This is a genomic window from uncultured Barnesiella sp., from assembly GCF_946496565.1.
Classification (GTDB): domain Bacteria; phylum Bacteroidota; class Bacteroidia; order Bacteroidales; family Barnesiellaceae; genus Barnesiella; species Barnesiella merdigallinarum.
Window position 1 is genome coordinate 17827 of the sequence record NZ_CAMMHD010000016.1, and the last position, 16214, is coordinate 34040.

The 16214-nt window shown below is 51.8% G+C and carries 11 protein-coding genes; 3 read left to right on the forward strand and 8 right to left on the reverse strand.

The features are described from left to right. The first annotated feature begins 28 nt into the window (after window positions 1–28). From Q1K76_RS09255 to Q1K76_RS09265, 3 genes are read left to right on the forward strand one after another with little or no spacing between them, the layout of a single operon-like run. Window positions 29–2224 carry a choice-of-anchor J domain-containing protein gene (locus Q1K76_RS09255; RefSeq protein ID WP_300132791.1) on the forward strand — a complete coding sequence of 732 codons (2196 nt, stop codon included), beginning with the start codon at window positions 29–31 and terminating at the stop codon, window positions 2222–2224. Between the two features lie 19 nt (window positions 2225–2243). Beyond that, window positions 2244–4442, forward strand: a complete 2199-nt coding sequence (locus Q1K76_RS09260) for a S8 family peptidase (RefSeq protein ID WP_300132794.1) — start codon at window positions 2244–2246, stop codon at window positions 4440–4442. Window positions 4443–4460: 18 nt separating this feature from the next. After that, window positions 4461–5600, forward strand: a complete 1140-nt coding sequence (locus Q1K76_RS09265) for a hypothetical protein (RefSeq protein WP_300132797.1) — start codon at window positions 4461–4463, stop codon at window positions 5598–5600. Between the two features lie 83 nt (window positions 5601–5683). Here Q1K76_RS09265 and Q1K76_RS09270 read toward each other — a convergent pair whose 3' ends face one another. The 8 genes from Q1K76_RS09270 to Q1K76_RS09305 form a co-directional block, all read right to left on the reverse strand. Beyond that, window positions 5684–8860, reverse strand: coding sequence for a DEAD/DEAH box helicase family protein (locus tag Q1K76_RS09270; RefSeq protein ID WP_300132798.1), 3177 nt, complete (start codon window positions 8858–8860; stop codon window positions 5684–5686). Window positions 8861–8931: 71 nt separating this feature from the next. Then, on the reverse strand, window positions 8932–10227 hold the full coding sequence (locus tag Q1K76_RS09275) for a restriction endonuclease subunit S (protein ID WP_300132801.1): 1296 nt from the start codon (window positions 10225–10227) through the stop codon (window positions 8932–8934). A 74-nt stretch (window positions 10228–10301) separates the two neighbouring features. Beyond that, window positions 10302–12305 (reverse strand): class I SAM-dependent DNA methyltransferase, encoded by a 2004-nt coding sequence (locus Q1K76_RS09280; RefSeq protein ID WP_300132804.1) that lies wholly within the window; start codon window positions 12303–12305, stop codon window positions 10302–10304. A 138-nt stretch (window positions 12306–12443) separates the two neighbouring features. Beyond that, the gene (locus tag Q1K76_RS09285; RefSeq protein ID WP_300132807.1) at window positions 12444–13055 is read right to left on the reverse strand and encodes a YqiA/YcfP family alpha/beta fold hydrolase; all 612 of its coding nucleotides are present in this window, start codon (window positions 13053–13055) and stop codon (window positions 12444–12446) included. 22 nt (window positions 13056–13077) lie between these two features. Then, a complete protein-coding gene (locus Q1K76_RS09290) occupies window positions 13078–13377 on the reverse strand; it encodes a glutaredoxin-related protein (RefSeq protein WP_087407700.1) in 300 nt (99 codons plus the stop codon). Window positions 13378–13609: 232 nt separating this feature from the next. Then, on the reverse strand, window positions 13610–14308 hold the full coding sequence (locus Q1K76_RS09295) for a flavodoxin (protein WP_300132810.1): 699 nt from the start codon (window positions 14306–14308) through the stop codon (window positions 13610–13612). 146 nt (window positions 14309–14454) lie between these two features. Then, on the reverse strand, window positions 14455–15486 hold the full coding sequence (locus Q1K76_RS09300) for a FecR family protein (RefSeq protein WP_300132813.1): 1032 nt from the start codon (window positions 15484–15486) through the stop codon (window positions 14455–14457). A 146-nt stretch (window positions 15487–15632) separates the two neighbouring features. After that, window positions 15633–16211 (reverse strand): RNA polymerase sigma-70 factor, encoded by a 579-nt coding sequence (locus Q1K76_RS09305; protein WP_087407697.1) that lies wholly within the window; start codon window positions 16209–16211, stop codon window positions 15633–15635. Between the last annotated feature and the right edge of the window lie 3 nt (window positions 16212–16214).

Genomic DNA, 16214 nt, shown 5'->3' on the forward strand with positions numbered 1-16214 from the left:
GGGCAGTGCCTTATTTACTAATATAACTATGAAGAAAAACTTATTTAAAGGTTTCCTGTGGTCGGCCGCATTGCTTTTGGGTGGTGTGAATATGGCCGTCGCTCAGGAGTATAATCAGCGAATCGCCATGGAGGGTGTCGAGATGTATGGTATAGTGACCTTCTCGGCAATCAATCAAATCGACGAGATGACTCCGGGTATGTACAAGTTCGGGTATGGCCAACAGTTCAAACCCGACGATAACGGAGTCTTGTTCAGTCGGTATATTGCAGGTGGCGGTGTATATCACGAAGGTAAAATCTATTGCAACGTATACAACGACGAGGCCAACCTGTCTACCCAAAAACCGGTGTGGACCATTCTCGATGCCGAAACCTATGAGGTGCTTTACGAGAAAGAGCTGCCCGATAATGGCGTATGTACCACCAAATCACTTGCCTATGACATCACCAACGACAAAATCTATGGTATTGTTGTCGATTTTACCGATTCTCATTTGGTCGAAATCGATCCCGCGACCGGCGATATGACCCGGGTAGGCGACAACTTTGATCGCAATCTGCGCTTTAAAACTCTGGTCTCGACAAACAACGGTATGCTTTACAGTATCGTAATCGATTCGGGCGTATCGAGCCTCTATAAAATCAGGAAGACCGATGGCCTGGCCGTGAAGGTAAGAGACATTACCGCCAAGAACCTGCTCGGCCCGGATGACTATCTGTTTAATAGCGGAACCGAACAGGCCATGTTCCTCAACCGCTCTACGGGCAAGGCCTATTGGATACTCGAAAGCAACAGCTCCAAGCTGGACAGCGAGTATTCGCCCATCTTCGAGGTGAACCTCACGAATGCCGAGGCTACCATGGTCTCTTATTTGAGTCGTTGCTATCAAGTGAGCGGCGCTTGGTTCAAAGAACCCAACAACGGAGCACCGGGCATTATCTCTGATTTTGAATATGTAACCCCCGAAGAGGGGTCGGCAAGCGGCTCTATTCAATTCCGGTTGCCCGAGAACGATTATAGAGGCAACCCCTTCACCGACTCCAACTTGAAGATAAAGGTTGTCGAGGGCGACAAGGTGCTTGTCGACGCTACGGCTCAAGCCGGCACATTATTCAAGAGCGAGGAGCTTGCCTTGCTGAACGACAATCACACCGTATCGATTACCTTGTCGAACGAAAAGGGATCAGGGCCCACTATCCAACGGACATTCTATGCCGGCTATGACCTGCCTGCTGCTCCTACCAACGTAAAACTCTCTTATGAGGGCCTCACGACCACGCTTACCTGGGAAGCTCCTACCACTGGCGTGAACGGTGCTATTATCGACAAAGACAACATTCGTTACAGAGTAATTAAACAAACCGGTTACTACCAGGGTACCAATAGCGTGGTAGCCGAGAATCTTAAAGAGTGCACCTTTACCGAGACGCACCCCGCCGACATGAATTATTACAGATATTTCGTAGTCTCGACCTATGAGGGCGAAGACGGTGGCTATTCATTCTCCGAAGAGCTTGTGCTCGGCTTGCCTCTCAATCCTCCTTATGGCGGACTGTTCTCCGAACCGAACGATATGTTTGGCTACTATACGCTGATCGATTCGAACGGTGACGGCTACTGCTGGAATTTCGATAAGAGCATCGGCGCTGCCTTGTATATCTATAACGAAACGCAGGCTGCCGATGACTGGCTGATTGCTCCTCCCATCAATTATAAGAAGGGCGTAAACTATACCTTGCTGTTCAAAGCCTATTCGTCGATGGCCGAATATCCCGAGTCGATGGAGATAACATTCGGCAAAGGCCGCACTCCCGAAGAGCAGACCAAGCAGCTGCTCGATATTCCCGAGGTACCCAGTGTCGGCGAAGATAATCCGGTAACCGAATATAAAGTACCTATCACGGTCGACGAAGATGGCGTTTACTACTATGCGTTCCACGTGACCTCCGAGAAATTCCATGAGTATCTCCGCGTATTCGATATTCGTCTCGATGCACCGTCGGGTATCGAAACCGTGAAGGGCGAAGACAGCAAGCTCGTGATTACAACAGGAAAGAACAGCGTGAGAGTGGACAATCCCGATGGGCGGGCCGTTGCAATTTACAGCGCCGGCGGTATGCTTGTCGACTCGTTTACCGAGACGGTTTATGAGCGTTCGCTTTATCCCGGTATCTATATAGTCAAGAGCAATGACTCGGTTCAAAAGATTATTGTTCGGTAAGTCTTAATTGCAAATCAACATGAAGAAACTATTTATAGCGATGCTGCTCGCTATAATGTCACTGTCGGTATGGGGGCAATCTGTATTGTCCCCATATACGCGACATTATGTAGAGCAGGTCAAGAACGAGCAAGTGGTCGATAGTCCCAAACGCACGGCACTTTTAAAGAAAAGCAATGCCCGTGACCGGCAGGTAATATCGGCATTCGTGCATTTGAATGAAGGATATACCCCCGATCTTTTGACCGCGTATGGGGTAGAGGTGAGAACGGTGGTAGGCTCCATGTTCACGGCCGAAATCCCGCTCGAGGTTCTCGACGAGATAGCTGCTCTCGATGCGGTAAAATACATCGAGATGGGAACCCCCGTTACCCATGAACTCGACGAGGCTCGCAAGGAGACGCGCGTCGACGATATGCAGAACGGTGTTTCGCTCACCGAGGGATATACCGGCAAAGGTGTAATCGTGGGAATCATCGATAATGGTTTCGATTTGGGACACCCCAATTTCTATACCGCAGACAAGAGCGAGCTGCGCATCAAACGTTTGTGGGATCAGAATGTTTCGGGCACGGCTCCCGAAGGGTTCGGCTATGGCTGTGAATATACCACTGCCGAAGACATTCTTGCCAAGGGCTGCGACATTACCGAGTCGACACATGGTACCCACGTGACAGGTATCGCTGCCGGAGCCGACAGTACCGACGGGAAGGGCCTCTATGGCGTCGCTCCCGATGCCGAGATTGTGCTGGTGTCGCTTAATACGACCGAGTTGTACAACGGCGATAATACCTCTGTGCTCGATGGCGTAAAATATATCTTCGACTATGCCGAGTCGGAGGGCAAACCCTGTGTTGTCAATTTGAGCTTGGGCAGCTGGTTGGGGCCTCGCGACGGCTCATCGACTTTCGACCGCATGGCCGACGAATTGCAAGGCCCCGGTCGCCTTCTCGTCGGGTCGGTCGGTAACGAAGGCGGGAATAAATTCCATGCCAGCAAAACTTTCGAGGGCGGAAAAACCGACACGCTGGCTGTCTTCTTCGACTTTGTGTCCCCTGCTGCACAGTACGGTACCGTCGAGATATGGGGCGATGCCGGTATGGATATTACCTTTGTCCCCATTACTTACAATGCCGGGGAAAACAAATTGCAGAAAGTTTACGAACCGGCCCGGTTCAGCGCGACCCAGTGCGACAATAAGGTATATAGTTTCAGCTATCAGGACGACGGCGTGTGGGGCAGCCTCTCGGTCGACGGTGAGATAAATCCGATAAACGGGAAGACCCACCTGATGCTCTCTCCCGATTATTATTCGTTCAGTTCGAGTTATGATCGAGGTTTCTACCTTATCACGTCGGACAAGGGAACCGTGCATATGTGGGGCGATGGCTACACGGTTACACTCAGCAGCTTCGACCGACCCGGGTTTGTCGATGGCAACACCTCGTCGACCATGGGCGAGATAGGAGGAACCGGGAAACGCATTATTTCGGTCGGTGCCTATGTCACCCGCGATCACTACACACAATATGGAATACCCTATAAGTCGGGCGAAACGCAGGACGCAATCGCTTCGTTTTCGAGCCAGGGGCCCACACCCGATGGTCGCATGAAACCCGAGATTACGGCTCCGGGCTCTTACATTATCTCCTCGTTGTCGAGCTACTACACGGGTAGCAAAATCAAGTACAGCAGCGTTACATGGAACGACAAGAAATATGAGTTCGGCTATATGGAGGGTACCTCGATGGCCTCGCCCTTTGTGACAGGTGTAATGGCTACCTGGTTGCAGGCCTTCCCCGAAATGACTCCCGAGATAGCCCGTGAGATTTTGCAGAAAACCTCCCGTCAGGACGATTTTACCGGCACAATCGATGGTGGGTCCAATCTTTGGGGCTATGGTAAAATCGATGCTTATGCAGGTATCAAAGAGTGTATCCGTTACGAAAGCGGCATTGACCCCAATCGCACCTCAAATGCCCACATCGTCATCGCCGACGGCAACCAGGTGCGTGTGCTCATGGGCTATGCCGACAGCCACATCGGTCTGCGTCTTTACAACCTGCAGGGAGCCTGCGTGGCGGCCCAAACCGTGGGCAACGCCTGTGCCGGCGAAGAGCTGACACTCTCCCTCGACGGAGCCGCTGCCGGTGTATACCTGCTGCAACTCTCGGGCGACAACACACAAACAATGGTCAAAAAAATAATTATTCAATAAATTAATAAAATGCAGAAAATGTTTAAACAATTTATGCTGGTCACCGCAGTGGCCGCTGCCGCATCGGTTTGCGCGCAAGAGACAACTATCCCCTCGATGAGTGAAATGACAGGCGATTTCATCGTTTTAAATTCACAATCCTATAATGGCGTGAAAAGCCTCGCGTCGATGAAGCCGTTCACCATCGAGCCGGCTGGCAACGACTCGATTACACTCAGCGGATTTTATATGAGAAACTGCCTCGATTTCAAAGCCGAGTATAGCGAGACGACCGGCAAGATAAGTATCCCCGCCGGGACCCCTGTGTTCGATTACTTTGGATCCTATTTGATTTATCTCTATCCCTGGAATACCGAGGACGAAGAGGTAATCATGCGCCCCATCGAATACAAATATATCGGCAACAACGTTTGGGAGTGTAATTCCGATTTGATGCTCGTGGCCATACAAGGAGAAGAAATGCAAATGTCCGTTTTCTCCAGCGGCTCGCGCATTGCTCGTTGCAATGGGACTACCAACAATACCTCATATGTAGGAACAGCCGATGAACAGGACGAGTATATCGAATCACGTCCTTCCTACGTCACCATCTCGGGCAATAACATCGATATTTACAACATTTTGCAGGCCGACCAGTATGGCTATGGCGTGCACCTGAGCGGAACCATCGATCGCACAGCCGGTAAAGTGTGGTTTGGCCATACTCTCACCGGGCAGGCCAATGATGGGAATTACCGTATCCTCACTGGCTGCGAGTATGACGAAGATACCAATATGCCCACCAAAGTAGCCTATTCCGGAACCAATAACTATGGCAAGGTGCGTGCCTCGATCGACCTCGAAAAAGGCGAAATCGCCATCGACCCCATGGCTATTTGGGTAGCCAAATATAGCGAGAGCGGCATCATGGTCGATGAGAATCAGTTCTACGAGTTTGTCAAAACGGTAAACGTGACTTACGACGTCTCCAAGACCGACATCTCGGCTATCGAGGCTCCCTCCATGACTAATGTCGAAAAAGAGGTTTCGCACATCGACTACTATGCCATCGATGGTCGCAAACTTGCCGAGCCGCAAGAAGGTAGCCTGGTCATCAAGGTAACCGTCTACACCGATGGCTCTCGCAAAGCCGACAAGATTGTCTACCTCAATCGCTGATTCGCTGTCGCAACCTCATAGCAAGGGGGTATCCGGCTGGCCGGGTGCCCCCTTGGTCTGTCTATGCGGGTGGGGTATTGGTTTTAACACCGTTTCCCTTTATAGCTTTCGTAGATGATTTGAGCCATCTGGGTCATCACGTTTTTGTAGAAGTCGGGATTTTCAAACAGCTTGCCAAACGAATCCATCTGCTCCACATAGCAGGTTCGGGCCACCTCGTCGAATATATGCGGGAAGATGCTCTCTTCGAACTGTTTGGCATCGGTATTGTTGGCCTGTTTGGTCAACTTTTTCTTTTCGGTAGCTACCATTCTGTCGTAGATTGTCTCCACAATCACCCGGTCGCTTTCCGAGAAGTTCCCTTGATACATGAGGTTCACCTTGTCGATAATCTGGCTCAACAGGTCCTTTTTGGCGGTTTGCGGTTTGCTTCCCTTGGGCTTTTCTCCCTCAAGCGGTTTTACGTGCGAGTCCAGTGTGATAGAGACCGTTTCGCCCTCGGTTATTTTCGAGTAGAGCAGCATGATTTGCTTGTTCAGGTCTACTCTGGTCTTGGCGTTCTTCGGCAACAGGCGGTACAGGTAGTCGGCATAGACATAAGCCTTGTAAAGACTCTTGTCGTAGGTGCGTTCTATTTGGGCCATGTAGGCATAGAACCGTATGAAATTCTTTATCTTCGACCGCACGGCAAAACGCTTCTCCTCGTCCAGTGCTTCGTAGCGGGCAATCGTGCTCTTGAAGGCATTCGACAGAGCTCCCAGCCGGTCCTTCTGCTTCTCAATTCCGCTTAGCAGGTCGTAGAACCGTTGCTCGTCCGCCTCGCTCCACAGGTGGTACATCTGTATATCCTGGCGGAAGGTGTACACGTAGTTTACATCTACCGGTTTTATCAGTTCTGTGCCTTTGTAGAAAGGCTCAAACGATTTCTTTATCTCTTCGGGCGTGTTGCAGAAGTCGAGTACATACGTGTCTTTTTTATCCTTGTGCCACCGGTTCAGGCGCGACAGGGTCTGCACGGCCTTCACGTTTTTCAGTTTCTTGTCTACAAACATCGTGTGCAGGCGTGGTTCGTCAAACCCGGTCTGATATTTGTCGGCTACGACCAGCAAGTTGTACAGGTCCGAGGCAAAATAGAGGGGCAGGCGGCTCTCCGATATGTTGCGCCCGTCGGCCGAATTCAGCTTGGGTTCGGTATACTCGATGCCTTCATACGATACGACCCCCGAAAAGGCGACCATGGGTTTCACGTCGTCGATATGGTGCTCGGCGCAGTATCGCTTGATTTGCAGGAAATACCTTACGGCATGGGCGCGCGACGGGCACACCAGCATGGCCTTGGCCTTGCCCTGCATGGCGTTCAGGGTCACCTCTCTGAATTTCTCGACCACGATGGCCGTTTTCTGTTCAATCACATGCTGGTGATTGTCGTGATAGGCTTTGATGGCACGGGTGGCCGGGGTCTCTTCGTACGAGGGGTCGTTCTCGATGCTTTTGGTTATTTCGTAGGTGGTCTCGTAGGTGGTATAGTATTTGAGTACATCCATGATAAACCCCTCTTCGATGGCCTGCAGCATCGAGTAGGTATGGTAAGCGGCATACCGGTCTTTTTCGGGTGTTTCGCCCTTTTCTACCAGTTCGCCGAAGGTTTGCAAAGTCTTGGGCTTAGGGGTGGCCGTGAAGGCATAGAAGTAGAGGTTGCGGTGTTGTCCCTGGGCCAGCAGGTCTTCGAGCAGCGCGTCGCGTTTCTTCTCCAGAGCCTCCACTTCGAGTTCCTCCTGTTCGGCATATTCCCGCAAGGCCTCGTCGGTATCGGCCAGGGCCGCCTTCAGTTTCTCGGCGCTCTTCCCCGATTGCGACGAGTGAGCCTCGTCTATGACTATGGCATAGCGTTTGCCGCTGCGGCTGCTCAGCTCTTTGTAGATGATGGGGAACCGGTGCAGCGTGGTGATGACGATGCGGGAGTTGTCGTTGTTGATTACCTGGGCCAGTTTTTCCGAGTTGTCGTTGTCGGTGATGGTCTCTATCTGCCCCTCGATGTGGTCGAACCCCAGGATGGTGCTTTGTAACTGTTTGTTCAATACCCGTCGGTCGGTAATCACAAACACGCTGTTAAACATGTTTTGCTGGCGGGCATTTTGCAGCGAGGCCAGCCGGTAGGTGAGCCAGGCTATCGAGTTCGATTTGCCCGAGCCGGCCGAGTGTTGAATCAGGAAGTTGTTACCGGTGTGGCGTCTGGGGGTGGGGCAGTGAGCCAGATAGGGTCCCAGCGGTTCGGCCGCCAGGCTGTAGCCGGTCGTTTCTCTGTCTTCGTTGTCGGCCTCTTGGGTGTGGTTCCGGTACGTATCGGCTACCAGCTTCTCCACCACATCGAGTTGGTGGTAGCGCGGGAATATGATCTTTACCGAGGTTTCGGTCACCTCTTTTTCCTGGCCATGCTTGTCGACGACGATTTTCAGTTTCTCCTCTTGCTGCCGGGATATGTAGCGTTGCAGGATGGCCAGCAGCATCTCCCGGTTCAAGATGTGTTCCCACAGATACGAGGTTACATAGCCCCCGTCCTGGCGCTCGGGATTGCCTGCACCACCCACTTGGCCTGCACCGTTCGACCCTTGGTTGAAGGGGATAAAAAAGGTCTTCTCCCTTTTCAGTTCGGTGGTCAGGGCCACTTCATACAGGTCTACCCCGAAGTAGGCCAATATGCGGTTGTCGAACCGGAACAGCGGTTCCTGCGGGTCGCGGTCTTCGCGCCACTGGCGTTTCGAGTTTTCGATATTCTGCCCGGTAAACTGGTTTTTCAGTTCGAGAGCCACTACCGGGATACCGTTGAGCGACAGTACCATATCTATGGTGTTGCGGTTGTGTACCGAGTAGGCAAACTGCCGGGTGACCGTGAGAATGTTGGCCCGGTAGTTGGCCACCAGTTCATCATTTAGCCACGAGGCCGGAGCAAAGTAGCAGAACCGGATGGGTATGCCGGCGTCGGTGATGCCTTTGCGCAGTACATGGATGAGGCCGTAGCGTGTTACGTTTTCTTGAAACAGGCGGTAGAGCCGGTTCTCGGCCTTGTCGCCATATTTGGTCGTGTAGCGTTTCCAGGCTTTGGGCTGAGTCTTCTCGATAAAAGAGACCAATACCGGCATATCTATGGCACGCTCTTTGTCGTAGGTCGCTTGATTGCCCGGCGTGTAGCCACCCTCGGTGAGCAGATAGCGCTCGATGTCGGCCTCGAAATTCTTCTCTTTCAATCCTGTGGTATCCATAATCAATCTCCCGTTTTTTTAGTTGTCTGTCAGCCACAATGTGCTATTGGTGGCTCTTGGTGTTTTCCCGGTTAACTCACTTTCCTTTTTCCGGTTACGCACTCGAATATCAATGATTTTTTGTACTCCTTCAACTTCTCGATTTTCTGTTGCTTGAGGGCGATGAGTTCGTCTATCTCGCTGCACCGCTGGTCGAGGTAGTCGGCTATGGCCTGTTGCTCGGCGAGAGGGGGAACTATAATAGGCATTGAAGAATATTTGTCTGCACCAATGTTTTGAATTGTAGATTGGATAAAGATACTATTTTTCCAATTTTGATATATATTTGAAAGAGTATAATAAAATACAAAATTAGGTACAAGCTTCTTTTTATTGCATTTAGCTTTTATTAGGTAACCAGCGAAGCAGGCTGCATTATCCTCGTTATATAAGAATGTCTTTCCTACTGTTGCTCCACTTCTTGCAAATAACAAGTCACCCTTAGATAATATATAATCTTTAGCTTTTTCTAAGGGTAAAGATTTAAAAGTATCATCCCGCAAAGTTCTATCTTCTTTTATATCTGTTATTCTTATATATCTTGGATTATTGTAATCACATTCTTCTGCCGGTTCATTGGCTCCATATTGCATTGGTTCTAATAATAACCGTTTAAATGCAGTACAATTCCAATGCTCCGGAATTTTCCCAATCCAATCGATACCGCTGTCTTTCAAGGGGACATTCTTATCGAGACCCCGGGTAACCGCTTCGGTAATGACCGATTGCTTGTAGCTTTGCAGTTTGGTTATCATCTCCTCTTGCAAAGCTATCAGTTCGTCTATCTCGCTGCACCGCCGGTCGAGGTAGTCGGCTATGGCTTGTTGTTCGGCAAGGGGAGGCTGTTGGTAGAAGAGTTCTCCAAATTCCTTATATCTAAAATCTGTTGATCTTTCTCTGATTCCTTTTGCTAAAGATTGGATGACTCCTCCTAAAGCATAAGAGCGAAGTAAATAAGCATAGTAATAAGTATTAGCTTCAGTGTCATTTCTGGGAGTACAGATGGAATATACTGGGGTAGATTTTCCGTCAGAGTCGGAAACACCGATTGCTCCAGCAAAAGCATCCATGTTATGAATGACCAAATCGCCTTTGCGAACACCTTGATATCCAATTTCTTTTACTGCATTTGTAAAACCATCGATTCTTCGGTTAGAACGTAAAGTTACTTCTCCATTTCTAAAGCAGGTTACAATTTCATCAAAGTCTCTTACAGGCCTTTCTTCTTTTTTGAAAATATTTTTTCCTTTTCTTACCTCCCAATGCTCTGGAATCACCCCAATCCAAGCGATGCCACTGTCTTTATATCTATCGTATCTGTTTTCCATAACCGTCAAGTCCTTCTGTTTGTCATAGTCAGAGAAATCAATCTCGTTCGTAAAGGTTCCTTTGCCGTTCGTCATTACCTCAATAGCCTGGACATCAGTTCCAACTCTCTCTCTTCCAACTGTTTCAGTTCATCGAAAATGACAGAGCTGGGCGCGAGCGGGGTATATTTGTAAAATTCGCGGGTAAAAGGTATTTCGTAGCCGATTTTGCTTTCGGCTTCGTTGTACCAGAAGTCGGGGGCATACGGGCGCACATTCTTGTCGAGGTATTCCGCAAGGTCCTCTTTCCACGGAATAATCTCGCTGTCTTTCAGTTCCGGGTCGGGGGCAAATCCGCTTTCCGGGTCGGTAGGCTTTACGTAGGCCTCTGCCATATCGGCGTTGCGTTTGCCAAAATAGTTTCTCAGAAGGGCGACTTTCCCTTGCGGCACCTTTATCTTGGCCCTCTTCAGAGCGAGGAAGAATGTAATATCGGGGCATTCTTCATGGTTGGGCAGGTTGTTTTCCCAGTATGTGGCCACCTCTTTCAGCAGGGCTCTGTCGGCCTCCTTATAGCCGGCGGCCGTAGCCTCGTCGAAGTGGATGTCTTTGTATCCCAGGCGGAGGGGGCGGTTTATAATCAGTTTTGTAAACTTGAAGTCCTCCACCTCTTTTACCTTGCTTTCTACCTTGAGTTGCGGGTTCTGTTCATCGGTATACTCCCAATCGGTGAAACCCCGATAGGCTTGCATGATGAGGTCGCGGCAGATGGTAGAAATCTCTACCCGCTTGTTGCCGAGCGGCTTGCGCAGCTTTTCGAAACATTTGCTCGCGTCGATAAGCTGTACTTTGCCGGTACGCTCTTCGGTCTTGTTTTTGCTTACCACCCAAATATAGGTGGCAATGCCGGTGTTGTAGAAGAGGTCGTTGGGCAACTGTATGATGGCTTCGAGCCAGTCGTGTTCGAGCAGATAGCCGCGTATGGCGCTCTCGCCGCTGCCGGCGTCGCCCTTGAACAGCGGCGACCCGTTTTGGATGATGGCCATGCGGCCGTCGTCTTTGAGTTTGGCTACACCGTTGAGCATGAAGAGCATCTGCCCGTCGCCCTTGGCCGGCAAACCTGGAGCAAAGCGGCCGGCCTCGCCTAATTCGTGCTCGGCCACGACCCTCTTTTCGGAGGCTTCCCAATCGATACCGAAGGGGGGATTGGAGATGATGTAGTCGAAGTGATACTCCTTGAACTGGTCGTTGCCCAGAGTATCGCCCAACCGCATGTTGTCGGTATTGCCACCCTTGATGAGCATGTCGGCCTTGGCAATGCCGTAGGTTTGCGGGTTCAGCTCCTGCCCGAAGCAGGTAATTTCGGCCTCGGGGTCGATCTGCCGGAAGCGCTCGTCGAGGCAGGCCAACATCTGGCTGGTGCCCATGGCCATGTCGTAGATAGAGGCGACAATGCCTTGTTCTTTCATTTGAGCTTCCCGGTCGCCTACCAGCAACTCGCTCATCAGGTAGATGATGTCGCGGGCCGTAAAGTGGGCTCCTGCCTGGTCGTTGTACGACTCGGAGAATTTGCGCACCAGCTCTTCGAAAATGTAGCCCATATCTACCGACGATACCATATCGGCCCCCAGATAGGCTTTTGCCGAGCAGAACTCCTTGATGACCAGGTAGAGGCGGTTGTTGTCGGCCAGCTTCTTGATTTCGTTGTGGAACTCCATGCAGTTGATGATGTCGATTACATTCTCGGAGAAGTGGCTCAGGTAGTTCTCGAAGTTGTCTTTGATGTTGTCGGCATCGGCCAGCAGAATGTCGAAGGTGAATCGGCTGGTGTTGTAGAAGTGTTGTTGGGCAGCCGCTTCGAGAAATCCCTTCTTAACCACGATACCTTTGGCATCGAGCTCTTGGTTGGTCTTTATCACGGCCTCTTTGGTGGGGGCCAGGGTATCTTCGAACCGCTTGATGACACACATGGGCAGTATTACCCGGCCATACTCGTGAGGCTTGTATAGACCCACCAGTTTATCGGCGATAGACCAGATGAGGTTCGCCTTTTCTTGTATGTTGACAGAGGTCTGTTTCTGCAATTCTTCTTCGCTCATAGGGAGGTTGTTTATGCGAGTATCGCTCTATTTCCTTGTTATCGTTTGTAAATTTAAACAAAGATACAAAAAGAGTTGTGGTGTGGCAAATGAAAACGGATGGTTTTCGCAAGCGGGGGCGGCGGGGAGAGCCGGCGGCTACCGGGTGGCGTAGCGGTCGATGAGCTGCACGACCAGCGGCACGTAGTAGCGCAGCACCTCGTCGGGGGTAGGGGTGTGGGCCCCGGGGAAGTGGAAGGCGTGGGTGTAGTGCTCGAGGAAGAGGGGTTCGTAGTGGGCCAGCGTGTCGCTCGTGCCGAAGAGGCCCCAGATACGGTCGCGGTTGGCGGAGGAGTCGTAGTCCCACTGGTGCTGTTGCAGCCGGGCAAACTCGTCGATGAGGGGCTGGTCGATGACGAAGTGCTGGCGGCCGTCGGCACGCGGGGCCTTGTATTCGTGGGGCCCGAGACGCGGGGTGAGGAAGAGGGTCATCTCGAAGTGGGGGTTACCCAGCAGCGCGGGCAGTCCCAGGCGCGAGGCGGCTATCTGGGCCAGGAATGCGCCGTTGCTGTTGCCCGCAATCGCGGCGGGGTGGTGCTGCAGGCATAGCCGATGGACGAGGTCGAGCGCTTCGCCGGGGTGCAGCGGCAGGTCGGGCGCAACTACCCGGGCTTGCCCCGCGAGACCTTGAGTCAAGGCTTGGGCAGGCGCACAGGCTCCTGCGGCAAAGAAACCGTGGAGGAAGAGAACGAGAGGCATGGCCGTTTCCATAGGGCAGGTGTGTGTGGCGGGGTCAGCAGCCGCTGCCGTCGAGGTTGCAGGCCGAGCCGTCGGCCACGGGGCGGGCGTGCAGGCCGGCCTCTTCGGCCACGAGGGTGACGGTGCCGTCGTCGAGTACGAAACAGGGTATGCCCACCGCTCCTGCGCGCTTGGCGCCGTCGAATGCCGGGTGGGTGTCGCGCAGCCGCAGAAAGGCTTTGAGGTCTCTCACGTGCCGCCCGATGTCGATCACTTCGTAGCGGCTGTTGCCTTTGACCTGCTCCTCGACGTAGGTGCAGTCGGGGCAGGTGCTCATGCCATATATCTTGATCATAACGGTTATTCCGATAGGTTTCGTGGGACAAATGTACAAAAAGTCGGGAGCCGAATGGACGCCTTGCCCGACTTTTTTTCTGTGGCGGCACCTCTTCTTCGTGGGGGAAAAGGGGTAAAAAAAAGTTCGGCCCGGGAGTTGCGGGGCATCCCGAGCCGAGGGACCGCCCGTGTACCGTGGGAGGGGGGAAAACGATACGCGGGAGGGAAGTAGTTGGGGGCGATAGTAGTTCCTATTTGGGCAGGCCGACTTCGTCCAGCCAATCGGTGAGCATGGCGTGACAGTCTGAGGTCTGCGACGAGCGAATCCAGAGGCTGGGCGACAGGAACCGGCCGTCGGGAATCAGGCGCCGGGCGTCGGCCTCGACTCCGCCGATTCCGCTGCTGGCGCTCGACACGATCAGCCCTATCTGTTTGCCGGCCATCCGGGAACCGTAGTTGAACAGGAAGGTCTGCAACGGAGCCGCCATGTTGCTCCACCAGAGGGGAGCCCCCACGACAATGGTGTTGTAGCTGCTGAAATCGACCTCGACGGGGTCGATGGCCGGGTAGGAGGCCGCATCGTCGGGGTTCGCGCGGATGGCTGCAATCTGCTCGCTGCCGATGGCGTAGTTGTTGGCCTCATAGTCGAGGCCCTTTTGGGCCGGTTCCACCCGCAGCAGGTCGGCATTGACGAGCTTTTGCAGCTCGGTCACAATCGTGTGGGTGTGGTTGGTGTAGCTGTAATAGACGATGAGGGTACGACCCAGAACGGAGTTGGTGTCGCCGGGGTTGTCGGTCGAGTCGGAGGGGGCAACGTCGGGGTCGTCGGCGCCAGGTCCGCTGCCCGTGTTCCCGGTTTGTTGGTTACTCGAGGCCGGCTCGTCGCCCTTGCAGGCCAGAGCGCCCCATGTCAAAGTCGTTGCCAGAAAAAAATAGACGAGTCTCTTCATACGTCGGTACAATTTTAGGTTACATCAGCGGGTGGGGCGACCCGTTGTCGACCCTCACCCTCACCGGCAAAAGTAGTGCTTGTATCAGAGACCCGGTTTATTCAGCGGTTCAAATTGTTTTGTTCATCGGCTCAATCGTGAGGGGGTTATCTCCCGGTTTTGGAGACTTGGTATACCTTTTTGCCCTTAACCTCGCTGTGTTGCTTGCTGATGTCTTTGCACGAGATGGCGTTGCCCTCTTCCAGGAGGTCCAGAATTTCGCTGAGCGATTCGTTCTCGAAGGTGGCATGGTAGGGGTAGCTGTTGATTTCGGGGTCCTGGATTATGAATTTTACGTTATACTTCTGTTCCAGTTTGTTGAATACCTCTTTGAGGGTGACATCCCGGAAGATGGTGATGCCGTCGATCCAGGCGTAGTTGTTATAGACATTACCCGGGCGGAGGGAGTAGGAGTTGTCGGCCTTGTTGTAGTTCAGTATTTCGCCGGGGCTCATGGCAATGAGCTTTTGGGTGATGTGGTCGGTTATGTTTACCCGGCCTTTGTCGAGCGAGACATAGAGGCTGCTCTCGTTGGGATAGGCGTTGACGTTGAATCGAGTGCCGGTGGCCGTGACACTGATGTGGTTGGTGTTGACGATGAAGGGGTGTTGCGGGTCGGCATTGACCTCGAAGAAGGCTTCGCCCTGAATGAGCTCGACCTGCCGGACGTTGCTGTCGAACTGAACGGGATATTTGAAGGAGGTCCCTGAGTTGAGCCAGACGGTAGAGCCGTCGGGCAGCTCGACCGAAGAGGTAATTCCGTAGGGGACCGAGATGGTCTGCATGGCTGTCGGGCGGCCGGCAGAGGACCGATGTGCGTTCTGGTTGTATAGATAGAGGGTGGCGATGAGCAGGGGAATGAAGAGTATGGCGGCCGCCCGGTACATGAAGTTTGTAAAGGCAGCGATTCGGCTCGAGCGTTGCTCTTTGCCTATTTTTTCGAAGAATCGGCTTTCGGCTTTGCGCGTGTCGATTTGAGCCGGATTGAAAGCCGGATGGGTTGCATCCCAAATGTTCTTTAACCGGCGGAACTCGGTCTTGTTTTCTTCACACTCGTTCAGCCATGCCGTAAAGGCCTTTACATCGGCCGGGTCGGCGTTTCCCGAGAGGATTCTGGTTATTATATCTTCGTTTTTCATTTTACCTTCTGCTTTTAGTTGACACTGAAATACCTAAACCTATCGTGAAAATCGTATGTGCGATTTTGAAAAGTCGTCGTTTGAGATTCATCGATTATGTACCATTTGTTTAAGTATGACGATTGAGTAGGGTTCATCCACAATTATCAAATGAGAATAAATAATAAGAAAGGAAAAAAATCATTTAACAACACTTTGAGGTGTTTTATGGATTTGGCGATTCGGACTTCGACGGTCCGTACCGAAACCTGTAACTCCTCGGCTATCTGTTGATATTTCATTTCGTGTATTCTACTCATCTTGAATGTGGTTTTTTCTTCTTCGGGCAGCATCTCTATCGCCTCTTGCAGTTTGGCATTAAGTTCGGAAAACAGGATGTATTCTTCGGTATCGTTGATTTCCAGGGTATTTTGTCTGGTGACAAAATCGGTATGCTCGTTTACTATCTTGTAGTGCTTTATTTCGTCGAAGCAACTGTTCCGGACCGCTCGCAGGAGGTAGGATTTGAGCGATTTGATTTGGATACTCTCCCGGTTGTCCCAGATGTAAAGGAATATATTCTGAACGATGTCTTCGCAGACTTCCTGGTTTTGTATGATTGTTCCACCGTATAGAACAAGGTCGTTGTAATACTTTGAAAATAAATAAGAGTATGCGTCGTGTTCCCCTTTTTTGAGCGCGACGATCAACTCGAATTCGTTATCGTATTGTATTATCCTCTTCATATA